The sequence below is a fragment of the Nocardioides sp. TF02-7 genome, assembly GCF_022437945.1.
Taxonomy (GTDB): Bacteria; Actinomycetota; Actinomycetes; order Propionibacteriales; family Nocardioidaceae; genus Nocardioides.
Window position 1 is genome coordinate 815,955 of record NZ_CP092535.1, and the last position, 22,797, is coordinate 838,751.

The following is a 22,797-nucleotide window of genomic DNA, read 5'->3' on the forward strand; positions in this document are numbered from 1 at the left end:
CACCGACGAGCGCCTGACCGCGGCCCAGCTGCGGGAGCGTGCGGAGACGGCGCTGGCCGACGGCCGGCACGACGAGGCCCTCGTCGACGCCTACCGCGCACTCGCCGTGCGCCAGGTCGAGCGCGACCGGGTCGAGGACCTCCCCCAGGCCACCGCGCACGAGCTCGCCTCGGCGCTCGGGGCCGAGTTCCCGGCACACCGGCACCTGCTCGACCGGAGCGCCGACCTCTTCGACGCCGTCCTCTACGGCCACCGGCCCGCCACGCGGGAGCAGGCGCTCGACGTGCTGGCGCTCGACGACGAGCTCGCCGGCCGGAGGGCACGACGATGACGACGCCGACGGCAGCGCCGGCCGCACCGACCGCGACCGCGGAGCCGGCCGCGCCGGGGTTCTGGCGGCGCCACCGGGTGTGGGTGCTCGCGGCGGTCGCGCTCGTGCTGGCGGTCGTGGTCGCGGTGTGGATCGGCGGCGACGACGAACGCCACGACGGCCGCTACGACCCGCAGAACCCCGGCCCCGAGGGTGCCCGGGCGCTCGCGCAGGTGCTCGAGGACGAGGGCGTCGACGTCTCCGTGGTGCGCTCGGCCGACGCGCTCGCGGCGACCGACGCCGGCCGCGGGACGACGGTCGTCGTCACCAGCGCCGAGCAGCTGGCGCGGAGCACGCTGGAACGGCTGGTGCGCGACACGCGCGGGGCCCGCGTGGTGCTGGTGGAGCCGCCGTACCACCTGCTCGGCGAGCTGGAGGCCGGGCTGGACACGGCGTACTCCGACGGCGAGGAGGTGCGCGGCGACTGCGCCGACCAGCGGTTCGACGACCTCGCGATCACCGTCGACCGGGCCACCGCCTACACCACCGGGAGCGGGTGCTTCCCCGGCGAGGACGAGGGCTACCTGCTCGCGTCGGGACGCGACGGGCTCTCGCTCCTCGGCGCCGGCGAGGCGCTCACCAACGACCAGGTGCTCCGCGGCGACAACGCCGCCGTCGCGCTGCGACTGCTCGGCGACGAGCCCGAGCTGGTCTGGTACGTCGCCACCATCGACGACGCCGTCGGCGAGGAGGCCGTCAGCATCTGGTCGTTCGCGCCCGACTGGCTGGTGCCGGCCGTGTGGACGGTGCTGCTGGCCTGCGTGGCGCTGCTCGGCTGGCGGTTCCGGCGGCTCGGGCCGCTCACGACCGAGCCGCTGCCGGTGGTGGTCCGCGCCGTGGAGACGACGCTGAGCCGGGGCCGGATGTACCGCCGTAGCGACGACCGCGCGCACGCCGCCGCCGCCCTGCGCGCCGCGACCCGGCGGCGGCTCGCCGCCCGCCTTGCGCTCGGCCGCCCCGCCACCGAGGCCGACGTCGTCACCGCGGTCGCGCACCACCTGGGCCGGCGCGAGGACGAGGTGGCCGTCCTGATCAGCAGCACAGCACCCGAGCCCACCACCGACCACGACCTGGTGCGGCTCGGGGAGGAACTCGACCGGCTCGACAGAGAGGTACGCCGCGGATGACCGACAGCCACGAGGTGCTGAGCAAGCCCGAGAGACGCGACCACCAGGAGGTGCGGGAGCGGCTGCTCGCCGTGCGCCACGAGGTGGGCAAGGCCGTCGTCGGCCAGGATGCCGCGGTCTCGGGCCTGATGGTCGCGCTGCTCTGCGGCGGCCACGTGCTGATGGAGGGCGTGCCGGGCACCGCCAAGACCCTGCTGGTGCGGACCCTGGCCGCGACGCTCACGGTCGAGGCGCGTCGCGTGCAGTTCACCCCCGACCTGATGCCCGGCGACATCACCGGCTCGCTGGTGATCGACAGCTCCCAGGGCGAGCTCACCTTCCGCGAGGGACCGGTCTTCACCAACCTGCTGCTCGCCGACGAGATCAACCGCACGCCGCCGAAGACGCAGTCGGCGCTGCTCGAGGCGATGGAGGAGGGCCAGGTCTCCGCCGACGGCGTCACCCGCCCGCTCCCCCGCCCGTTCCTCGTGGCCGCCACCCAGAACCCGGTGGAGTACGAGGGCACCTACCCGCTGCCCGAGGCACAGCTGGACCGGTTCCTGCTCAAGGTGGTGCTGCCGGTGCCGCCCCGCGACGACGAGATCGCCATCCTCACCCGGCACGCAGCGGGCTTCGACCCGCGCGACGTCGCCGGCGCCGGCGTGCGACCGGTGGCCACCGGGGCCGACATCGAGGCCGCCCAGGCCGCGGTGCGCACGGTGCAGGTGGCGCCCGAGGTGGCGACGTACATCGTCGACATCGCGCGGGCGACCCGCGAGTCGCCGTCGCTCTCGCTCGGCGTCAGCCCCCGCGGCGCCACCGCGCTCCTCCGCGCCGCGCGGGCGTGGGCGTGGCTGTCGGGCCGCGACTTCGTCACCCCCGACGACGTGAAGGCCCTGGCCCACGCGACCCTCGTGCACCGGCTCGGACTGCGGCCCGAGGCCGAGCTCGAGGGCGTCGACGTCGGCAAGGTGCTCAGCGCCGCGCTGGGCTCGGTGCCGGTGCCGCGCTGACGCGATGGCGATCTCCGGACGGGTCCCCCCTCCTGCTGGCGCTCGGCGTCGGCGCCGTGCTGCTGCGCCCGGCGGGCGGCACCGTCGTCCTGTGGCTGCTCGCGGTGCTGCTCCTCGCCGGCGCCGACCTGCTGCTGGCCCCGGGTCCCGCTGCCGTCGCGCTGCGGCGCCGGCCGCCGGGCACCGTGCGGCTCGGCGACCCGGCCGAGTCGGCGCTGACCGTCGTCAACGAGCGCGGCCGGTCGCTGCGGCTGGAGGTGCGCGACGCCTGGCAGCCGACCGCAGGAGCCTCCGGCAACCGGCACCGGCTCCGGCTCCCGGCCGGCGAGCGCCGGGTGCTCCGCACGCCGCTGCTGCCGCGGCGCCGCGGCGACCTGCGCGCCCACGGCGTCACGGTGCGGTCGTGGGGCCCGCTGGGGCTGGCCGCCCGCCAGCGCACGTACGACGTGCCGGGCTCCGTGCGCGCCCTCCCCCGTTCGAGTCGCGCAAGCACCTGCCCTCACGGCTGGCGCAGCTGCGCGAGCTCGACGGCCGCGCGGCGGTGCGGGTCCGCGGGCAGGGGACCGAGTTCGACTCGCTGCGGGAGTACGTGCGGGGCGACGACGTCCGGTCCATCGACTGGCGCGCCTCCGCCCGCACACCGCACGTGGTGGTGCGGACCTGGCAGCCGGAGCGCGACCGACGGGTGGTGCTCGTCCTCGACACCTCGCGGACCGCGGCCGGCCGGGTCGGCGGCGAGGACGGCGTACCCCGGCTCGACGCGGCGATGGACGCCGCCCTCCTCCTCGCCGCCCTCGCCTCCCGCGCCGGCGACCGGGTCGACTTCGTCGCCGGCGACCGGCGGGTGCGCGCGCGGCTCCGCACGGCCGGCGCGCGGGACGTCGCGGCGCGGTTGCAGGAGACGATGGCCGACCTCGACGCGGTGATCGTGGAGGCCGACTGGGACGCCCTCGCCGGCGCCGTGCACGGCCTGGGCAGGCAGCGGGCCCTCGTCGTCCTGCTCACCCCGCTGGAGCCGGCGGCCGTCGCGCAGGGCCTGCTGCCCGTCCTGCCCACCCTGACCCGCCACCACCGGGTCGTCCTCGCCTCCGTCCGCGACCCCGAGCTGACCCGTCTCGCCGGCCGCCGCGGCACCATCGACGACGTCTACGCCGCGGCCGCCGCCGAGCAGGAGGTCCGCCGCCGCGACTGGACCACCGACGTGCTCCAGCGGCTCGGGGTCGACGTCGTCGACGCCGACGCCGAGCGCCTGCCCCCCCGCCCTCGCCGACCACTACCTCGTGCTCAAGGCCCAGGGACTCCTCTGACCTGTTGAATCGGGTGTCGTGGTGGGTTGAATCCGGCCTCGTGGTGGGTTGAATCGGGCCTCGTGGTCGGTCGAATCGGGCCTCGTGGTGGGTTGAATCCGGCCTCGTGGTCGGTCGAATCGGGCCTCGTGGTCCGTCGAATCGGGCCTCGTGGTGAGACGGAATCGCCACGAGACCCGACTCGGCCCGCCACCACACCCGATTCGACACACCACCACACCCGAATCAACACACCACGAGACACGATTCGACGCGCTACGGGGGCCGATTCAACCTTGGGTGGCGACCCGGTCCTCGAGGAGGTCGGCGGAGATGTCGCCGGTGTGGCCGGCGCGGGCGGCCTGGCGGCCGAGGACGAAGACGTAGAGGAAGAAGGCGACCTCGGCCAGTACGCCGATCGCGATCCGCGCCCAGGTCGGCAGCGGGGAGGGCGTCACGAAGGCCTCGATCACGCCGCTGACGAGGAGCACGACCACCAGGCCGAGGGCGACGGTCACCATGGTCCGCCCGGCGGCGGCGAGCGCCTTGCCGCGGCTCAGGTCGCCGGGCTCCACCCACGACCAGAACAGCCGGAGCCCCACCCCGCCAGCGACGAACACCGCCGTCAGCTCGAGCAGCCCGTGCGGGAGGATCAGCCCCCAGAACAGGTCGCCGCGGTCGTGCCGGGTCATGATCGACCCGACCGCGGCCAGGTTGAGGATGTTCTGGAACAGCAGCCACACCACGCCGATCCCGGTGATGCCGAGCGCCATGCACAGCGCGCTGACCCAGGCGTTGTTGACCCACACCCGCGCGGCGAAGGCGCCGGCCGCGTCCTCGCTGTAGTAGCTCTCGAAGTCGTTCTCGACCAGCTGCTCCACCTGCTGCGGCGACATCAGGCCCTGTTCGACCTCGGGGTGGTCGAGGAACCACAGCATCAGCACGCCGGTCACGACGACGTTGGCGGCCAGGCAGCCGAGCCACCACCAGCGCAGCCGGTAGAGCGCCGCAGGGAACTGCAGGGTGAGGAACCGGCCGATCCCCCGCCAGCTCAGCACCCGCGAGCCGACCATCCGGATCCGCGCCCGGGCGAGCAGCGACGACAGGTAGGCGACGACCTCGGCGTCGGGGGCCGACGTGCGGATCACCGACAGGTGCGTCGCGACCTGCTGGTAGTGGTCGACGAGCTCGTCGGCCTCCGCGCCGGTCGGCCGCCGCGTCCGCACCAGCTGCTCGAGCCGCCCCCCACTCGCGCGAGTGCGCGGCGACGTAGGCGTCGAGGTCGATGCGCGGCACGGGCCAAGGGTACGGCGTCCGCGCACGGCCTAGGCTGGCCCCGATGTCGGGCCAGGGGGCGGCCGAGTTCGCCGCGATCACGAGCGACGACCTCGTCACCGGCGAGGGCGTGGCGCTCGACCTGCCGCCGGCGGGCCTCGGACTGCGGATGGCGTCCGGGTTGCTCGACCTGCTGGTCACCGCCGTGCTCTACGTCGCGGTCCTCCTGCTGCTCGTGCTGGCGACGGTGGGCGTGGACAGTGCGCTGTTCGCGCTCTCGTTCGTGGCCACGACGGTGATCGTCTTCGTCGTCTACCCCACCCTGCTCGAGACCCTGACCCGCGGCCGCTCCCTCGGCAAGCTGGCGCTCGGACTGCGCACCGTGCGCGACGACGCCGGTCCGATCACGTTCCACCACGCCCTCGTCCGGTCGCTGATCGGGTTCGTCGAGATCTATGCGACCTCCGGCGTCCTCGTGTTCTTCGCGATGCTGCTGAGCGCCAAGGGCAAGCGGCTCGGCGACCACGCCGCGGGCACGTACGTGATCCGCGACCGGGTCACGCTGCGGTTGCCCTACCCGCCGCCGATGCCGCCCCAGCTGGCGTCGTGGGCGCGGCAGGCCGACCTGGCTGCGCTCCCGACCGGGCTCGCGCTCGGTGTCCGGCAATACCTCGGCCGGGTCTCGGCGCTCGACCCGCAGACCCGGCACCGCGTCGGCACCGCGCTGCTCGAGGAGGTACGGCGGCACGTCGCGCCCGCGCCGCCGGCGAGCGCGCCGCCCGACCAGGTGCTCGCCGCGGTCGTGGCGGAGCGGCGGGAGCGCGACCTGGCCCGGCTGCGGCGTGAGGGACGAGCTCCGCGGGCGGTTGACGGCCCGCGACTGAGGCGCGACGGGGCCGCGCGCGGCCGCCGTACCGGGCTCGGTTCGGGCGCCCGGCCCGCGGGTAGGTTGTGGCCGTGAGCGTCACCCCGACCGTGCAGCCGGCCCCTCCCCTGACCGCTGAGGAGGTGGCGCGGGCCAGCGAGAGCGTCGAGCGCATCACCGCGACGTTCGCGAGCCGGGTGGTCGGCCAGGAGCGGGTCCGCACGTCGCTGCTCGTCACCCTCCTCGCGGAGGGCCACGTGCTGCTCGAGAGCGTGCCGGGCCTGGCCAAGACGCTGGCGGCCACGACCCTCGCGCAGGCCGTCAGCGCCCGCTTCTCCCGCATCCAGTGCACGCCCGACCTGCTGCCCTCCGACATCATCGGCACGCAGGTCTACGACCCGCGGCGGCACGAGTTCGAGACCCAGCTCGGCCCGGTGCACGCCAACTTCGTGCTGCTCGACGAGATCAACCGGGCCAGCGCGAAGACGCAGTCGGCCCTGCTGGAGGCGATGCAGGAGCGGCAGACGTCGATCGCCGGCACCGTCCACCGGCTGCCCGACCCGTTCATGGTGCTGGCCACCCAGAACCCGATCGAGGAGGAGGGCACCTACACCCTCCCCCACGCGCAGATGGACCGGTTCCTGCTCAAGGAGGTCGTCGACTACCCGGCCGAGGCCGAGGAACTGATGGTGCTCGACCGGATCGGCGACGACACCCTGGGGCAGCACGCCGAGCGGATCACCGCCGCCGCGACGGTCGCCGACGTCGTCGCGCTGCAGGACCTGGTGCGCCGGGTCTACGTCGATCCCGCGATCCGGCGCTACGTCGTGTCGCTGGTCCGCGCGACCCGCCACGTCGAGCAGCTGCTCGGTCCCGAGCTCGGGGCGTACGTCGAGATCGGCGCCAGCCCGCGCGGCAGCATCGCGTTCTTCCAGGCGGCGCGGGCGATGGCGGTGGTGCAGGGCCGCCACTACGTGATCCCCGAGGACGTGCGCGAGCTCCGCCACAGCGTGCTCCGCCACCGGATCCACCTCAGCTTCGAGGCGCTGGCCGACCGGGTGCAGCCGGAGACGGTGATCGACGCGGTGTTCCGCGCCGTCCCGACGCCCTGAGGAGCCGCCCGCAGTGCCGCACCTGACCCGGGTCAAGTCCCGCCTCTCCATCCACGCGCACCGGAAGGTGCGGGGGCTGCTGGAGGGCGAGTACGCCGCGATCCACGTCGGCCGCGGCATCGACTTCAACGACCTGCGGGAGTACGTGCGCGGCGACGACGTGAAGGACATCGACTGGAAGGCGTCGGCGCGGAGCCGGACGCTTCTGGTCAAGCGGTACGTCGCCGAGCGCAAGCACACCGTCGTCCTCGCCGTCTCCACCGGGCGCACGATGGCCGCGATGAACGACGCCCGGGTCGCCAAGCGCGACCTCGCGGTGTTCGTCGCCGGCGTGGTGGGCTACCTCGCCACCCGCCACGGCGACCTGGTCGCACTGGTCCACGGCGACGCCCACCGGCAGCATGCGCGGCCGCCGGGCAACGGCGAGCTGCACCTCGAGCGGCTGCTCGGCGTCGTCCACGACGCGATTCGTCCCAGCGGTCCACCGAGCGACCTGGCGGCGGTCCTCGACTACGTCTCCCGCGCGATCCGACGCCGCACCATCCTGGTCGTGGTCTCCGACGAGACCCACGTGTCCGAGCCGGTGGCGGCGTCGCTGCGCCGGCTGACCGCCCAGCACGAGGTGCTGTTCCTGACGATCGGCGACCTCGACCCCACGGTGCCCGGCACCGGTCACGACGAGCCCGGCGGCCGGCCGGCGCTGCGGCGGCTGGTCGACGTCGATGCCGGTGACGAGGTGCCGGACTGGCTGCGCGGCGACGTCCTGCTGCAGCAGGAGTACGCCGCCCTGGTCGCGAGCGAGGAGTCGCAGCTGCGGCGCCGGCTCGAGCAGCTCGGCGTCGTGCACGAGCGGGTCCACGACACCGACTCCGCGATCAGCGCGGTGTTCCGGCTCCTGGAGAGGCACCGGCATGCCCGCCGTCGATGACCTCCAGGGCGAGTTCTCGGGCCCGGTCGCCTACGACGGACGCTGGTTCTGGCTGGCGCTCCTCGGCATCGCCCTCGTGGTCTTGTACTACGCGGCGGTGCTCGTCCTGACCCGGCGCCGGGCCCGGCCGCCCGACGAGGACGCCGTGACCGCGGCGCGCCGTGAGCACCTCGAGCGCATCGACCGGATCGAGGCGGCGGTGCGCTCCGGCGGGCTCCCCGCACGCGACGGGCACCAGCAGCTCAGCGAGGCGGTGCGCTCCTACGTCGGCACGGTGAGCCCGTTGCCGGCGCCGACGATGGCGCTGGCCGACTTCCGGGCCCGGGCGCCGCGGCCGCTCACCGACGCGATCGAGCTGATGTACCCGCCCGAGTTCGCACCCGACGACGTCGGCCGCGCGCGCGAGCGGTTCGACGACGCGGTCCGCGAGGCGCGAGGACTGGTCGCGACATGGGCGTGAGCTGGGTCCCGGGCGAGTCCGAGCTGCGCTGGCCGTGGCTGGTGGTCGCCCTCGGCGTCCTCGTCGCCGTGCTGCTCCTGGTGTGGCTGCGCGTGTGGTGGCGGCGCCCGCCGCGCTCCGCGGCGTACGTCGCCCACGCGACGCGGCTACGCCGCCTCCCCCGCTACCGGGCGCTCGTCCGCCGCCGCGCCCTGCTCGGCGGGCTCGGCTCGGCGGCCGCGCTGGTGGCCTGCGCCGGCGCGATCCTCCTCGGCGGCCGGCTCCAGCAGGCGCAGACCCTCGAGCGCGACGACGTCGCCCGCGACATCATGCTGTGCCTCGACGCGTCGGGCTCCACGGCGCCGTGGAACGTCGACGTCGTCCAGGAGCTGCGCGACATCGTCGAGGACCTCGAGGGCGAGCGGATCGGGCTGACGGTCTGGAACAACGCGGCGATCACGAAGTTCCCGCTCACCGACGACTACGAGTTCGTGCTCGAGCAGCTGGAGCAGGCGGAGCTGGCGTTCTCGGGGTGGACCGACTACCTCGCCACCGAGGAGTACTACGCCTACACCGCCGGCACCTTCGTCTCGGAGTTCGACCGTCAGTCCTCGCTCGTCGGCGACGGCCTGGTGTCGTGCGTGCAGCGTTTCGACCGCCCCGACGAGGACCGGGGCCGGGCGCTGGTGCTCGCCACCGACGGCGAGCAGCGCGGACGCGGGGTGTTCTCGATCGAGGAGGCCGGCGCGTACGCCGACGACCAGGGTGTGGTCGTCCACACGATCGCCAACCCCGGGGAGCCGGCCGAGGACGGCGACCTCGACGAGCTGCGCGCCGCCGCGCGGGCCACCGGCGGCACCTACGCCCTGCTCGGCTCCGACGGCACCGCCGAGGAGGTCGTCGACTCGATCGACGACCTGCGCGCGGCGCGGATCGAGCGGCCGCCGCTGCGCCAGGTGGTCGACCGGAACGGGCCGGGCACGGTCGTCGCAGGGATCGGCGTGGGGCTGCTGCTCGTCGGCTGGGCGGTGGAGTGGCTGGTGGCCGCGCGCGGACGGAGGCCCGGGCGGTGAGGCCGCTGACGGCGGCCCGCCGGGTCGGGATCGTGGTGGCGTTCGTGCTGGTGCTGCTCCAGCCCGGCTTCGGCGAGCGGGCGGCGCCCACGCAGGTCGCCGACCTGCAGGTACTGGTCGTCGTCGACCGCACCCGCTCGATGGCGGCGCTCGACCACCAGGGCGGTCCCCGGGTCCACGGCGTGCAGCGGGACCTCACCGACCTGGCCGCCGCGCTGCCGGGGAGCGCGGCTCGCGCTGCTCACCCACGGGCGGGAGGCGACGCTCGAGCTGCCGTTCACCAGCGACACGGCGACGTTCACGACGGCGGTCGAGACGATGCGCATCGAGGGGATCTTCGACGGCGCCGGGTCCATGGTCGACCGGCCGCTGGACGCCATGGCGGAGGTCCTCGAGCGGGCGCGCGAGCAGCACCCCCGACCGGCGCCGGATGGTGGTCTTCGTCAGCGACGGGGAGAACACCGCCGACGGCGCCGACCAGGCGTCCTTCGAGCAGCTGGCCGACCTGGTCGACGGCGGCGTGGTGCTGGGCTACGGCACCGCGGACGGCGCGCGGATGCCCGAGGCCGACGACCTCTCCGAGGACGAGGGCTACGTCTACGACTTCGAGACCAACGACGACGCGATCTCCCGGATCGACGAGGAGAACCTGCAGCGCGTCGCCGACGAGATGGGGATCGACTACGTGCACCGCACCGGGCCGGGCGGCATGGCCGCCATCGCCGACGGGTTCGAGGCGTCGTACTCGCTCGACGGCGAGGGCCGGACGGCGCAGAACGACCTGACCTGGGTGTTCGGCCTGGTCCTGCTCGGCCTGGTGCTGCTGGAGCTGCGCACGCAGTGGCGGGCGCTGTGGACCTCCCACCGGGTGCTGGCGCCGCGGGACGGGAGCGGCACGTGAGGACGCTGCGTCGGGTCCTGCTGCTGCTCGGGGTGCTGCCTGCGCTGCTGGCGGTCGCGTTCGCGGTGAAGGTCGGGGTGATGCTCGACCACGACCGCGACGGCCGCGGGCTCTTCGGCGACGGCGACCACGCGGCGGCCGCTGCGGAGTTCGGCGCCAACGACCGGTTGAACCTGCTGGAGCCGTGGGTGGCGCGCTTCGACGAGGGCGCCGCGCTGCACGCCGACGGGCGGCCCGAGGAGGCGATCGGGCGCTACGAGGCGGCGCTCGCCGACGTGCCGGTCGAGGAGGAGTGCACCGTCCGGATCAACCTGGCGCTCGCGCACGAGACCCTCGGCGACGCCGCGGCGGCGGACGAGCAGGGCGCCGCGACCGCGGCCGAGCACTGGCAGGCCGGCATCGACGTCCTGGCCGAGGGCGGCTGCCCCGAGGAGTCCGGCCGCGGCGAGGAGCAGACCGCCGACGCCGCCGAGGTCGACCGCCGGCTCCGGGAGAAGCTGCAGCAGCAGGAGCAGGAGGAGCGCGAGCGCAACCGCGACCCCCAGGACCAGCGGGACCGGCAGCGCGACCGGCAGCAGGAGCGGGAGGAACGTGAGCGGCAGCAGCGCGAGCAGCGCCAGCAGGAGCGCGAGCAGCGTGAGCGCGAGCGCAAGGAGCGCCGCCTCGAGGAGCGCAACGACGAGGGCCGCGAGACCCAGCAGGACTACGACGACACCACCCGCGACCGCGACTACTCCGAGTACCAGTGGTGAGCCGGCTCCGCGACGGGGTCAGGGGCGGCGGAGCACGCGGACGACGACGGCGACGCCGAGGAGGGTGAGCACGGCGGCGGCGACCTGCTTGCCGTAGGTCCGCAGCAGCACCGGCAGCACCGCGGCGCCGAGGTCGAGCGCGTCGTCGACACCCTGATCGGCGGCTCCGGCCGCGGCGGCCCCGCTGCTGGTCGCCGGGGCCCGCGCGGCTGCCGCCGGGGTGGGCGACGAGGCCGGACCGGCGTCCTGGTCGCCGGACCCGGACGGGGCGGCGGCGGCGCCGACGGCCGCGGAGGCCGGACCGGCGTCCTGGTCGGTGTCCTGCCCAGTGTCCTGCCCAGTGTCCGGCCCGGTGTCCCCGCCCGACAGCCGCTGCTCGAGGCAGACGACGAACTGCCCGAGCAGCTTGTCGGACACGTCCTGCATGACGCCGCGGCCGAACTGCGCCGGCTTGCCGGTGATCGCCAGGTCGGTCACGACGACCACGTCGGTGCCGTCGGCGGACCCGGTCATCGTGAGCGTGACCGTCGCGCCGGCTGTGCCGTTGCCGCGCTTGTCCTTGCCCTTCGCCTCGACCACGAACCGGTGCGCGCCCTCGTCCCGCTCCACGAACGTGCCCGACCCCTGGTAGACGAGCGCGATCGGCCCGAGCTTGACCTTGCAGGTGCCGGTGAACGAGTCGCCCTCCGCCGAGGTGACCTGGGCGCCCGGGAAGCACTCCGCGACGGAGGCGATGTCCTGGAAGACCGCCCAGGTCTCCTCGACCGGCGTCGGGACCGAGAACTGGTGGGTGAGCTCCATGTCAGCCGGGCACCGTCGCGCCGTTGCGGCCGGCCGCGGTCAGCACCGCCCGCCGGGTGAGCACCGTCGCGAGGTGGCGGCGGTAGTCGGCGTCGCCGTTGAGGTCGCTGGGCGGGTTGGTGCCCTCGGCGGCGAGCGCCGCAGCGTCCCGTACGCCGTCCGCGGTGGCCGGCCTGCCGACGAGCGCCTCCTCGACGGCCGTGGCCCGCAGCGGCGTGTTGCCCATGTTGGTCAGCCCGATCCGTGCCTCGGCGATGGTGTCGCCGTCGAGCCGGACCGCGGCGGCGACCGCGACGATGGGCCACTGGTGGGCCACCCGGACGAACTTCTCGTAGTGCGCGCCCCAGCCGGCCCGCTTGGGCAGCCGGACCTCGACGAGGATCTCGTCCTCGCCGATCGCCGTCTCGAAGAGGTCGACGAAGAAGTCCGTGGCCGGCACCTCGCGGGTGCCGCCGGGACCCTGGACCACGAACACCGCGTCGAGCGCGAGCGCGGGGGCGCCGAGGTCGCCGGCGGGGTCGGCGTGCGCGAGCGCGCCGCCGAACGTGCCACGGTGGCGCACCTGCGCGTCGGCGAGGTGCTCCACCGCCTTGCTGACCAGCAGCGCGTGCTCGCGGACCAGCGGGTCCTTGCCGACCTCGTCGTGCGTGGTCATCGCCCCGACCACGAGGTGGTCGCCGCCGTCGCGGACCCCGCGCAGCGACGGGATCCGGCCCAGGTCGATGACCCACTCGGGCGCGTTGAGGCGCATCCGCAGCACCGGCAGCAGGCTCTGCCCGCCGGCGATGATCTTGGCCTCGTCGCCGTGCTCGGCCAGGGCCTGCAGCGCCTCCTCGACGCTGGACGGGGCGACGTACTCGAACGGTGCCGGGATCACTGCTGTCCTCCTTCGCTCGCGCCGTCGGTGCGATCGACGGTGCCCTGCATGCCGGTGGCCGGGCTCATGTGCGGCGCGGCCGCGCCGGTGGTCTCGCCGCCCGCGCCGGCCTCGTGGATCGCGCGCCACACCCGCTCGGGGGTGCACGGCATCCGGATGTCGTCCACCCCGAGGTGCCGCACCGCGTCGACCACGGCGTTGACCACCGCCGGGGTGGAGGCGATCGTGCCCGCCTCGCCCACCCCCTTCGTGCCCAGGGTGTTGGTGGTGCTCGGCGAGGTGGTGTGGTCGATCTCGAAGCTGATCGTGTCGGCGGCCGTGGGCAGCAGGTAGTCGACGAACGACCCGGAGACGAGCGTGCCGTTGTCGTCGTAGACCGCCTCCTCCCACAACGCCTGCGCGATGCCCTGCACGAGCCCGCCGTGCACCTGGCCGGCGACGATCAGCGGGTTGACGATCGTGCCGACGTCGTCGACGCAGACGTACTTGCGCATCTGGACCCGGCCGGTCTCGGTGTCGACCTCCATCGCGCACAGGTGGGTGCCGTGCGGGAAGGAGAAGTTGACCGGGTCGTACGACGCCGACGCGTCGAGGTTGGGCTCGATCCCCTCGGGCAGGTCGTGCGCCGCCCACGCGGCGGTCGCCACCTCCTGGATCGTCACGCCCTTGTCGGTGCCGCGCACCTGCAGCCGGCCGCTCGAGAACTCCAGGTCGTCGGGCGACGCCTCGAGCATGTGCGCCGCCAGCGGCTTGGCCCGCTCGACCACCTTGTCGGCGGCGCGGACCAGCGCCTCGCCGCCCACGACGAGCGACCGGGAGCCGTAGGTGTCGAGGCCGCGGACGGCGACCTGGGTGTCGCCGTGCAGCACCTCGACGTCCTCGAACGGAACGCCGAGCCGGTCGGCGACGATCTGCGACCACGCGGTCACGTGGCCCTGGCCGTGCGGCGACGTACCGGTGATCACCTCGACCTTGCCGGTCGGGAGCATCCGGATCTCCGCGTTCTCCCAGCCGCCGGCGCCGTAGTTGAGCTGCCCGAGCACCCGCGACGGCGCCAGCCCGCACATCTCGGTGAACGTCGAGATGCCGATCCCGAGCTGCACCGGGTCGCCGGACTCCCGGCGGCGGCGCTGCTCCTCGCGCAGCTCGTCGTAGCCGAACATCTCCTTGGCCTTGGCGGTCGCCGCCTCGTAGTTGCCGGAGTCGTAGGTCATCCCCGCCACGGTCGTGAACGGGAACTCCTCGTGCTTGATCCAGTTCAGCTCGCGCAGCTCGAGCGGGTCCATCCCGACCTCCGCGGCCAGCTCGTTCATCAGCCGCTCGATGGCGTACGTCGCCTCCGGCCGGCCGGCGCCGCGGTAGGCGTCGACCCACGCCTTGTTGGTGAGCACCTGCGTGGTGGTGAACCGGTAGGCGTCGAACTTGTAGATGGCGTTGAACATCCACGCGCCGAGGACCGGTACGCCGCCGCCGACGATGCCGATGTAGGAGCCCATGTCGGCCAGCAGGTCGACCTTGAGGCCCGTGACGCGGCCCTCCTTCGTGGCCGCGAGGGTCAGCCGCTGCCACTGGTCGCGCCCGTGGTGGGCGGCCATCAGCGACTCCGACCGGGTCTCGGTGTACTTCACCGGCCGCCCGGTGCGCTTGGCGGCCAGGAACGTCAGCCACTCCTCCGGCGTCGTCTGCAGCTTGCCGCCGAACCCGCCGCCGACGTCGGGGGGCGATCACGCGGATCTTGGACTCCGGCGTGCCGGTCGTGGCCGCCAGCAGGAACCGGGTGATGTGGGGGATCTGCGTCGACGACCACATCGTGATCTGTTCGCCGGTCGGGTCGACGACGGTGGAGCGCGGCTCCATGAACGACGGGATCAGCCGCTGCTGGCGGTACTCCCGCTCGATCACGATCCCGTCCTCGCGGGCCCGGGCGATCGCCTCGTCGACGTCGCCGCCGCTGCCCGCCTCGGCGGAGTCGAGGGTCCACACCGAGGAGATGTTGGTGCCGAGGTCGGGGTGGGCGAGCACCCGGTCGGCCGCGGCCTCCTTGAGGTCGACGGCCGCGGGCAGCTCGTCGTACTCCACGTCGACGAGCTCGGCCGCGTCCCGCGCGGCGGCCGCGTCGCGGGCGACGACGACGGCGACGATCTCACCGGCGAAGCTGACCCGGTCGACCGCCATCGGCGGGTGGGCGGGCGCCTTCTGCTCCTCGTTGAGCGGCCAGGCGTTCGCGATCACGCCCTGCGCGTCGGCGACGTCGCTGCCGACGAACACGTCGACGACGTTGGGCACGCCCTTCGCCGCGGCGGTGTCGATGCTCGTGACCCGGGCGTGGGCGAACGGGCTGCGCACCATGGCCAGGTGCAGCATCCCGGGGAGGGTGATGTTGTCGGTCCACCGGGTGCGGCCGGTGATCAGCCGCTGGTCCTCCTTGCGACGGCGGTCGCGGCCGATCTCGGCGGCGGGGGCGTCGGTGCCCTCTTGGGTGGTGGTCATCAGGCCCCCACCCCTCGGGGTGCTGGCCGGACGTGGTCTGCGCCGCGTGCTGCACGGCCCGCACGATGTTGTGGTAGCCGGTGCACCGGCAGAGGTTGCCCTCCAGCCCGAGCCGGATCGCCTCCTCCGAGGGGTTCGGGTTCTCGTTGAGGAGGTCGATGCTCTGCATGATCATGCCGGGCGTGCAGTAGCCGCACTGCAGGCCGTGGCACTCCCGGAACGCCTCCTGCACCGGGTGCAGCGTGCCGTCGGCGCCGGCCAGGCCCTCCACGGTGGTGACCTCCGCGCCGTCGGCCTGCACGGCCAGCACGTTGCACGACTTCACGCTGGTGCCGTCGAGGTGCACGGTGCACGCGCCGCAGTTGCTGGTGTCGCAGCCGACGACCGTTCCGGTCTTGCCGAGCCGCTCCCGGAGGTACTGGACGAGCAGCATCCGGGGTTCGACGTCGTCGGTCACCTGCTGGCCGTCGACGGTGAGGTTGATCCGGGTCATGACACTCCCTTGGGTCACGGTTGGCGGTGAACGTGTGACCCGGCTCACGCTAGGTGCCCCCGGTTGGCCCTTGGTTGGGTGGCGCCGGAACCGGTCGAATCGGGTGTCGTGGTGGGTTGAATCCGGCCTCGTGGTGGGTTGAATCGGGTGTCGTGGTGTGTTGAATCCGGCCTCGTGGCTCGTCGAATCGGGTGTCGTGGTGTGTTGAATCGGGTGTGGTGGCGCGCGCCGGTCCGCCACGAGGGCCGACTCGACCGACCACGGGGCCGGACTCGACCGACCACGAGGCCGGATTCGACCAACCACGAGGCCCGATTCAACACACCACGAGGCCCGATTCAACACACCACGAGGCCCGATTCAACACACCACGAGGGGCCGATTCGACCAGGCCGGGGAGGTCAGGCGTACGCCGCGGCGTACCGCTCCTCGAGCGCCGCGACCGCGGCGCGGTCGACCGGGCTCGCCGTGCCGGTGTCGAGCAGCTGCTCGAGGTGGTCGAGGCAGATGTGGTAGCCGGCGGCGGTGCCGGGGGTGCCCTTGGGGCCCTGCTCGCCGAGCAGCCAGGTGGTGAACACCAGGCGGGTGCCCGCGCCGTCGGCGTGGAGCTCGAAGCGGAGCCGGTCGGTGTCCCAGGTCAGCTCGAGGACGCGGGGCGGCTCCCAGGTGAGCAGCTCGCCGGTCAGCACCGCGTCGGCCGGGTCGATGCCCAGCTCCGCCATCTCCTCGCCGGCCTGCTCGACCGACTCCGGCCAGAACGGCAGGGTGAGCGGGGCGCCGCTGCGGCGCTCCCCCGACGATGTCGGCGGGGAACCAGTGCCGCAGGTGCTCGGACTCGGTGAGCGCACGCCACACCTTCTCCGGCGGGTGCGCCAGCCGGCGCTCGAACCGCAGGCCGACCCGGTCGCCGTCGCGGAGGAGCACGCCCGTGCGGTCGGCGGCGTTCGGTGTCTCGGTGGTCATCGGCCCTCCCCGGTCTCTTCAGGTCTGGTCTCGTCGGGTCCGGTGTCGTCGTCGGGCATGGCAGCCAGGTGCCGCTCGAGGGCGTCGAGCCGGTCCGCCCAGATCTCGCGGAACGGCGCCAGCCACGCCTCGAGCTCGCGGAGCCGGTCGGGCCGCAGCGCGTAGGTGACGCCGCGGGCCCTCGACCCGCACCCGCACCAGCGCCGCCTGGTCCAGCACCCGCAGGTGCTTCGACACGTTCGGCTGGGCGACCCCGAGCGCGGCGACCAGCTCGCCGACGGGCCGCTCGCCCTCCCGGAGCAGGTCGAGGATCCGGCGTCGCGTCGGGTCCGCGACCACCTCGAAGACGTCCCGCACCACCATGCCCCGAACATGCCATCCCAGGCATATGCCTGTCAAGGCATGTCAACCCCGGGCGACGGCCAGCCGTCCCTTCAGCAGCGCGACGGCCGGGTGCGGCCGCCCGTTGACCGGCCGCAGGTGGTCGAGGCAGACCTCCAGCACCTCGGTGTCGTACGGCGCGAGCTCGCTGTAGTGGATCACCGCGTCGGGTTGCGGGTCCGAGAGCAGCGCCTCCCGCACCGCGACCGCGACGTACTCCCCCATCTCGATGAGCGCCGGGCTGTTGGTGCCGGGCAGCAGGTCGCCGCCGTAGGCCTCGACGGCGGCGCCGACCTGGCCGCGCCGCAGCAGCGCGAGCACGTGGTCGACGTCGGTGGCGACCGGCATCAGCAGCCGGTAGGGACGGGAGGCGAGCTGGCCGCCGAGGGCGTGCCGCAGGTGGGAGACCTCGGCCTTGAGCGTCGAGAACGTGACGGCCTGGTCGCCGTAGAGCATCGCGTGCAGCTGCTCCAGCGACAGGCCCTCGGGGTGCAGCGCGAGCAGGGCGAGCACCTCGGTCTGCCGGCGGCTCAGCAGCAGCCGCTGGCCGTCGAGGCGGGTCTCGGCGGCCCCGAGCAGCGTCATCACCAGCCCCGGGTCAGCGGTGACCTCGCCGCTGCCCGCGAACTGCTGCGTGCGCGGCAGCGCCTGCTCGACCAGCCGCGCCAGCACCCGGGCGGTGGCCAGCCCGATCGGGTGGGTGCGGTCCCACGTGGTCGAGATGTCGAGCACGCCGATCCGCGCGCCCGAGGCCGGGTCGTGCAGGGGCGCGGCCCAGCACACCCAGTTGTGCACGATCGGGGCGTAGTGCTCGGCGCTGAACACCATGGCGGGCGCGGCGAGCCGGTTGGCGAGGTCGAGCGCGTTGGTGCCGACCGAGCGGTCGTCCCACCGCCCGGCGGGCACGAAGTTGACCGTCTCGGCACGGCGCCGCATCACCCGGCCGCCGTAGGTCCACAGGATCCGGGTCTGCGGGTCGGTCACCGCGACGACGAGGTCGCCGTCCTCGGCGGTCCGGCGCAGCTCCTCCTCGACCCGCTCGACCGCGACCTGCAACGGGGAGTCGCGCCACGCGGCCGCGGTCTCCGACTCGTCGGCGAGCGGTGCGGCCGGCACCGAGGTGGGCACCGCGGCCTGCGACCGGTTCCAGCTGTGCAGGATCTCCGGGCGCACCAGCCGGTCGACCGTCGCCGCCCGCTCCACGAAGGAGGTCCAGGCGCGCACGGCCTCCACCCGCCTCGCCTGCAGCTCCGCACGCGCCATGCCGCCCACCATAGGCGGGGAACCAGCGGGCGTCATCAGGTTCCCGCAGCCAGCTCGGCCGGGCCGTGGTGGTGGATGCGGCCCTCGGTGGTGCCGAGCGGCTCGCCCGTGCCGCCCCAGCGGCCGGCGATGATCTCGGCGGCGATGCTGATCGCGGTCTCCTCGGGCGTGCGGGCACCGAGGTCGAGACCGATCGGGCTCGACAGCCGGGCCAGCTCCTCGTCGGTGAGGCCGGCCTCGCGCAGCCGCCGCATCCGGTCGTCGTGGGTACGCCGGGAGCCCATCGCGCCGACGTAGGACAGCTCCGGCATCCGCAGCGCCCGCTCCAGCAGCGGCACGTCGAACTTCGGGTCGTGCGTCAGCACGGTGACGACGGTCCGCGGATCGATGCGCCCCGCCTCGTGCTCGGCGGCGAGGTAGCGGTGCGGCCACTCGACGACGACCTCGTCGGCCTCGGGGAACCGGCTCGTGGTCGCGAAGACCGGGCGGGCGTCGCACACGGTGACGTGGTAGCCGAGGAAGCTCCCCACCCGGGCGACCGCTGCCGCGAAGTCGATCGCACCGAACACCAGCATCCGGGGCCGCGGCGCGAACGCCCACACGAACACCCGCGTGCCCTCGCCGCGGCGCTCCCCGTCCGGCCCGTAGGAGAGCGTCCCGGAGTGGCCGGCGGCGAGCAACCCGAGGGCGTCGTCGCGCACCGCGTCGTCCATCCGCCGGCTCCCGAGCGACCCGTCGACGCGGGCCTCGGCCGGCTCGCCGCTGGCGTCGCCGCCGTCGCCGGGGCCGCGACCGCCGGGCGTGGCCGGGCGGAGGAACATCCGGCGGCCGACCCGCGCGGCGTCCGGATGCTCGACCACCGTGGCGATCGCCACCGGCGTCCCGTCGGCGAGGTCGGCGGCGACCTCGCCGAGCTCGGGGAACGTCTCCCGCGACACCCGCTCGACGTACACGTCGAGGATCCCGCCGCAGGTCAGGCCGACGGCGAACGCGTCGTCGTCGGAGACGCCGTACCGCTCGAGCACCGGGGCTCCGGTCCCGACGACCTCCTGCGCCAGCTCGTAGACCGCGCCCTCGACGCAGCCGCCGGAGACCGACCCGACCGCCGACGCGTCGGGTCCGACGAGCATCGAGGCGCCCGGCGGCCGGGGCGCCGACCGGAAGGTGGCGACGACCGTGCCCATGCCCACCGTCTCGCCGGCCTCCCACCACTCGAGGAGCTGGGGCAGCACCTCACGCACGACCGATCACCTCCACCAGGTCCGCGAACGTGGCCAGCGAGTGGCCGGCCAGGAAGTCGTCGACGTGGGGCAGCGCGGCGACGATCCCGCCCTGCAGCGGCAGGTAGCCGGCCTTGCCGCGGTGCGGGTTGACCCAGACGACGCGGTGGGCGACCCGGTGCAGCCGCTCCATCTGCCGACCCAGCAGCGCGGCGTCGCCCCGCTCCCAGCCGTCGCTGAACACCACCACGACCGCGCCGCGTGCGACGCCGCGCCGGCCCCACCGGTCGAGGAAGGCCTGGAGGGTCTCGCCCAGCCGGGTGCCGCCGGACCAGTCGGGCACGGCCTCGCCCGCCGCGGCGAGGGCGCGATCGGGGTCGCGGAGCCGCAGCGCGCGGGTGACGTGGGTGAGCCGGGTGCCGAGGGTGAAGGTCTCCACCTGGCCCGGGCCCGACCCGTGACCGATCCGGTGCGCGAGGCGGAGCAGCGCGTCGGTGTAGCCGCTCATCGACCCGGAGACGTCGACGAGCAGCACCACCCGGCGCGGCCGGGTGCCGCGCCGCCGCCAGCGGATCTCGGCCGGCTCACCCATCCGGCGCAGGCTCGCGCGCAGCGTGCGCGAGGCGTCGACGGCGCCGCGGTGCGACGCGACCCGGCGGGCCGTACGGCGGCGCGGGCTGCGCACCGGCAGCGTCGCGAACAGCGCGGCGAGACGTTGCCGCTCCCCCGCCGACAGCTCGGCCACGTCGCGGTGCCGCAGCACCTCGGTGGCGCTGGCGGCCACCCGCAGCAGCTGGTCGCCGTCACCGCCGGTGCCGTCCTCGGCGTCGTCGAGGACGGGGGCCGGCTGCGGCGGCCGCTCACGACCGCCGGCGCCGGGCGCCGGCAGCTCCTCGCCGAACCAGGCGTCGAAGACCCGGTCGTGGCGCTCGACGTCGTCGGGCGAGGAGCAGAGCGTCGCGCGGCCCGCCGACCGGGTGGCGCGGCGGTCGCCCAGCCCGACGACGGCGACCGCGTCGAGGTAGGCCTGCGCGCGGTCCTGGGTGACCGGCACTCCGGCGGAACGCAGCGCCCGGGTGAAGCCGAGCAGGACCTCGTCGGCCTGGTGGAGGACCGTCATGGCGTGAGCATCCGGTCGAGCGCGGCGCGCACCCGGTCGGCGTCGTCGCGGTGCTTGACCAGCGCCCCGAGCGAGGCCGCGGCGGTGCCGAGGTTGAGGTCGGTCGTGCCGAGGTGGTGGAGCGCGCGGGCCCAGTCGATGGTCTCCGCGACGCCGGGGGGCTTGGCGAGGTCGTCGGCCGCGCGCAGCTGCTGGACCACCTCGACCACCTGCCGGGCGAGGGCGGCGCTCACCTCCGGCACCCGCGACCGGACGATCGCGACCTCGCGCTCGAGGCCCGGGTGGTCGATCCAGTGGTAGAGGCAGCGGCGCTTGAGCGCGTCGTGCAGCTCGCGGGTGCGGTTGGAGGTCAGCACGACCGTCGGCGGCGTGGCGGCCTGCACGGTGCCGAGCTCGGGGATCGTCACCTGGTAGGTCGACAGCACCTCGAGCAGGAACGCCTCGAACTCGTCGTCGGCCCGGTCGACCTCGTCGACGAGCAGCACGACCGGGCTCTGCTGCAGCGCCGCGAGCACCGGGCGCGCGAGGAGGAACCGGGCGTCGTAGAGGCTCTTCTCCGCCTCCTCGACGTCGCGCGTGCCCGCGGACGAGCCCGACGCGACGGCCTCGAGCGCCCGCAGGTGCAGGATCTGGCGGGGGGAAGTCCCAGTCGTAGAGCGCCTGGGTCGCGTCGATGCCCTCGTAGCACTGCAGCCGGATCAGCGGCTGGCCGAGCGCGGTGGCGACCGCCTCGGCGAGCGCCGTCTTGCCGGTGCCGGGCTCCCCCTCCAGGAGGAGCGGCCGGCCCATCCGGAGCGCGAGGAACAGCACCGTGGCGAGCTCCTCGTCGCAGAGGTAGCCGGTGGCCTCGAGACGGCCGGCCACGTCGGCGACACGCGGGTCCATGCCGTCGAGACTAGGTCGGTGCATGTTGGTCCGAGGTTGGCTCGGCGCCCGGGCGGCCGCCGGGGGCGTCAGCGGTGGTCGACGTCGTCGCCGGTCGCGAGGTCGCCGCACTCCACGAGCGCGGCGCCGTGGGCGGCGAGGTAGGACCGTGCTCCCCTCGTCGCCGGCGAGGATCGCGGCCAGCGGCGCCCAGTGTTCGCGGCCGAGGAGGACCGGGTGCCCCGGCCGGCCGTCGTACGACGCCCGGGCGAGCGCCGCGGGCCCGGTCGCGGCGGCGACGACGCGGGCGACGACCGCCGCCGTGACGTCGGGCAGGTCGACGAGGTGGACGAGCGCCGCGTCGGGCTGCGCGTCGTCCCCGTCGCTCGCAGCCAGCGAGGCCAGCCCGGCACGCAGGGAAGCGGCCATGCCGTCGGCCCAGTCGCGCGCGACCACCACGGTCGCCCGCGGGTCGGCCGGGAGCAGCTCCGCTGCCTCGTCGGCGGCCGCGCCCAGCACGACGGTGACCGCGGCGCACCCCCGTCGACGAGGGTGGCCACCGAGCGGGCGAGCCACGGCTCACCCCCGGCGTCGCGGACCAGTGCCTTCGGCATGCCCATCCGCGAGCCGGCACCGGCCGCCAGCAGCAACCCGCGCACGGCCGTCATCGGCCCGTGCCGGCGGTCCGGGGCCCGACGTGACGGGCAAAACCTCCACTTGTCCGGCATTGCTTTGCCCGACAAGTTGAGGTTTCCCCGGTCGGCCGGGGAAACCTCACGACCCCCGACCCCCTCAGTTCGCCACGGTGAGCAGCACCACCGCGTCACCGGTGGCCTCGAGGTCGTGGCGCTGCTGGGGGATGGTGACGTGGTCGCCGGCGGACCCGGTCCACGTCTGCTCCCCCCGCGTGCAGCGCCACCGACCCGGAGAGCACCTGGAGCGTCGCCTCCGGGGGCGCCTCGTGCTCGCCGAGGCGGGCGCCGGCGCGCAGCGCGATCAGCGTCTGGCGCAGCCGGTGCTCGCGGCCGCCGTAGACCGTGACCGCGGACCGGCCGCTGTGCGCCTCCCGTGCCGTGGTCAGCTGCTCCTCCGCGAGCTCGGTCAGTGACCTGCCCTCCATCCGACGTCTCCTCTCGACTCCCGGCCGTCCGGCCCGTCTGGCCGTCCGGCGGTTCCTGCCCACTCAAACACCCGTAGCCGCCACT

The 22,797-nt window shown here is 74.5% G+C and carries 21 protein-coding genes and 4 pseudogenes; 11 read left to right on the forward strand and 14 right to left on the reverse strand.

Features of this window, described 5'->3' with window-relative positions:
- Positions 1–52: 52 nt before the first annotated feature.
- From MF408_RS04190 to MF408_RS04205, 4 genes are all read left to right on the forward strand, one after another.
- Positions 53–331, forward strand: coding sequence for a DUF4129 domain-containing protein (locus MF408_RS04190; protein ID WP_275693435.1), 279 nt, complete (start codon positions 53–55; stop codon positions 329–331).
- A complete protein-coding gene (locus MF408_RS04195) occupies positions 328–1,497 on the forward strand; it encodes a DUF4350 domain-containing protein (RefSeq protein WP_240250371.1) in 1,170 nt (389 codons plus the stop codon). The genes MF408_RS04190 and MF408_RS04195 overlap by 4 nt, the downstream gene beginning before the upstream one ends.
- Positions 1,494–2,489 carry a MoxR family ATPase gene (locus MF408_RS04200; protein ID WP_240250372.1) on the forward strand — a complete coding sequence of 332 codons (996 nt, stop codon included), beginning with the start codon at positions 1,494–1,496 and terminating at the stop codon, positions 2,487–2,489. Before MF408_RS04195 ends, MF408_RS04200 begins: the two co-directional genes overlap by 4 nt.
- A 403-nt stretch (positions 2,490–2,892) precedes the next feature.
- Positions 2,893–3,804: a DUF58 domain-containing protein gene (locus MF408_RS04205; protein ID WP_240250373.1), complete on the forward strand. Its 912-nt coding sequence runs from the start codon at positions 2,893–2,895 to the stop codon at positions 3,802–3,804.
- A 261-nt stretch (positions 3,805–4,065) separates the two neighbouring features.
- On the opposite strand, the gene MF408_RS04210 is transcribed toward MF408_RS04205, so the two are convergent.
- Positions 4,066–5,001 (reverse strand): stage II sporulation protein M, encoded by a 936-nt coding sequence (locus MF408_RS04210; RefSeq protein ID WP_240250374.1) that lies wholly within the window; start codon positions 4,999–5,001, stop codon positions 4,066–4,068.
- Between the two features lie 113 nt (positions 5,002–5,114).
- Here MF408_RS04210 and MF408_RS04215 point away from each other — a divergent pair, with 113 nt between their 5' ends.
- From MF408_RS04215 to MF408_RS04245, 7 genes are all read left to right on the forward strand, one after another.
- Positions 5,115–6,011 carry an RDD family protein gene (locus tag MF408_RS04215; protein WP_240250375.1) on the forward strand — a complete coding sequence of 299 codons (897 nt, stop codon included), beginning with the start codon at positions 5,115–5,117 and terminating at the stop codon, positions 6,009–6,011.
- Entirely contained in the window at positions 6,008–7,027 is a 1,020-nt protein-coding gene (locus MF408_RS04220; protein WP_240250376.1) for an AAA family ATPase, read from the forward strand. Before MF408_RS04215 ends, MF408_RS04220 begins: the two co-directional genes overlap by 4 nt.
- A 13-nt stretch (positions 7,028–7,040) precedes the next feature.
- On the forward strand, positions 7,041–7,955 hold the full coding sequence (locus MF408_RS04225; RefSeq protein WP_240250377.1) for a DUF58 domain-containing protein: 915 nt from the start codon (positions 7,041–7,043) through the stop codon (positions 7,953–7,955).
- Positions 7,939–8,415, forward strand: coding sequence for a hypothetical protein (locus MF408_RS04230; RefSeq protein WP_240250378.1), 477 nt, complete (start codon positions 7,939–7,941; stop codon positions 8,413–8,415). Before MF408_RS04225 ends, MF408_RS04230 begins: the two co-directional genes overlap by 17 nt.
- Entirely contained in the window at positions 8,412–9,467 is a 1,056-nt protein-coding gene (locus MF408_RS04235) for a VWA domain-containing protein (RefSeq protein ID WP_240250379.1), read from the forward strand. The genes MF408_RS04230 and MF408_RS04235 overlap by 4 nt, the downstream gene beginning before the upstream one ends.
- A 430-nt stretch (positions 9,468–9,897) precedes the next feature.
- Positions 9,898–10,368: a hypothetical protein gene (locus MF408_RS04240; RefSeq protein ID WP_240250380.1), complete on the forward strand. Its 471-nt coding sequence runs from the start codon at positions 9,898–9,900 to the stop codon at positions 10,366–10,368.
- Positions 10,365–11,120: a hypothetical protein gene (locus MF408_RS04245; RefSeq protein ID WP_240250381.1), complete on the forward strand. Its 756-nt coding sequence runs from the start codon at positions 10,365–10,367 to the stop codon at positions 11,118–11,120. The genes MF408_RS04240 and MF408_RS04245 overlap by 4 nt, the downstream gene beginning before the upstream one ends.
- 18 nt (positions 11,121–11,138) lie before the next feature.
- Here the strand turns inward: MF408_RS04245 and MF408_RS04250 are convergent, their stop codons facing one another.
- From MF408_RS04250 to MF408_RS04315, 13 genes and pseudogenes are all read right to left on the reverse strand, one after another.
- Positions 11,139–11,921: an SRPBCC family protein gene (locus tag MF408_RS04250; RefSeq protein ID WP_240250382.1), complete on the reverse strand. Its 783-nt coding sequence runs from the start codon at positions 11,919–11,921 to the stop codon at positions 11,139–11,141.
- A gap of 1 nt (position 11,922) precedes the next feature.
- Positions 11,923–12,798, reverse strand: a complete 876-nt coding sequence (locus tag MF408_RS04255) for a xanthine dehydrogenase family protein subunit M (protein WP_240251650.1) — start codon at positions 12,796–12,798, stop codon at positions 11,923–11,925.
- Positions 12,795–14,486 (reverse strand): molybdopterin cofactor-binding domain-containing protein, encoded by a 1,692-nt coding sequence (locus tag MF408_RS04260; protein ID WP_345893910.1) that lies wholly within the window; start codon positions 14,484–14,486, stop codon positions 12,795–12,797. Before MF408_RS04260 ends, MF408_RS04255 begins: the two co-directional genes overlap by 4 nt.
- A gap of 85 nt (positions 14,487–14,571) precedes the next feature.
- Positions 14,572–15,288 (reverse strand): annotated as a pseudogene (locus MF408_RS04265) (molybdopterin cofactor-binding domain-containing protein); the annotation flags it as partial.
- A 40-nt stretch (positions 15,289–15,328) separates the two neighbouring features.
- Positions 15,329–15,781: pseudogene (locus tag MF408_RS04270) on the reverse strand ((2Fe-2S)-binding protein); the annotation flags it as partial.
- 360 nt (positions 15,782–16,141) lie between these two features.
- A complete protein-coding gene (locus MF408_RS04275) occupies positions 16,142–16,744 on the reverse strand; it encodes an SRPBCC domain-containing protein (protein ID WP_240250383.1) in 603 nt (200 codons plus the stop codon).
- Between the two features lie 18 nt (positions 16,745–16,762).
- The gene (locus MF408_RS04280) at positions 16,763–17,107 is read right to left on the reverse strand and encodes a metalloregulator ArsR/SmtB family transcription factor (RefSeq protein ID WP_345893842.1); all 345 of its coding nucleotides are present in this window, start codon (positions 17,105–17,107) and stop codon (positions 16,763–16,765) included.
- 42 nt (positions 17,108–17,149) lie between these two features.
- Positions 17,150–18,388 (reverse strand): transcriptional regulator, encoded by a 1,239-nt coding sequence (locus MF408_RS04285; RefSeq protein ID WP_240250384.1) that lies wholly within the window; start codon positions 18,386–18,388, stop codon positions 17,150–17,152.
- A gap of 35 nt (positions 18,389–18,423) precedes the next feature.
- Entirely contained in the window at positions 18,424–19,629 is a 1,206-nt protein-coding gene (locus MF408_RS04290) for an XdhC/CoxI family protein (RefSeq protein WP_240250385.1), read from the reverse strand.
- A complete protein-coding gene (locus MF408_RS04295; RefSeq protein WP_240251654.1) occupies positions 19,622–20,728 on the reverse strand; it encodes a VWA domain-containing protein in 1,107 nt (368 codons plus the stop codon). The genes MF408_RS04290 and MF408_RS04295 overlap by 8 nt, the downstream gene beginning before the upstream one ends.
- Positions 20,725–21,613 (reverse strand): annotated as a pseudogene (locus MF408_RS24915) (MoxR family ATPase). Before MF408_RS24915 ends, MF408_RS04295 begins: the two are co-directional and overlap by 4 nt.
- A 210-nt stretch (positions 21,614–21,823) precedes the next feature.
- Positions 21,824–22,320: pseudogene (locus MF408_RS26565) on the reverse strand (NTP transferase domain-containing protein); the annotation flags it as partial.
- Positions 22,321–22,415: 95 nt separating this feature from the next.
- A complete protein-coding gene (locus tag MF408_RS04315) occupies positions 22,416–22,712 on the reverse strand; it encodes a LuxR family transcriptional regulator (RefSeq protein ID WP_240250386.1) in 297 nt (98 codons plus the stop codon).
- Positions 22,713–22,797: the final 85 nt, after the last annotated feature.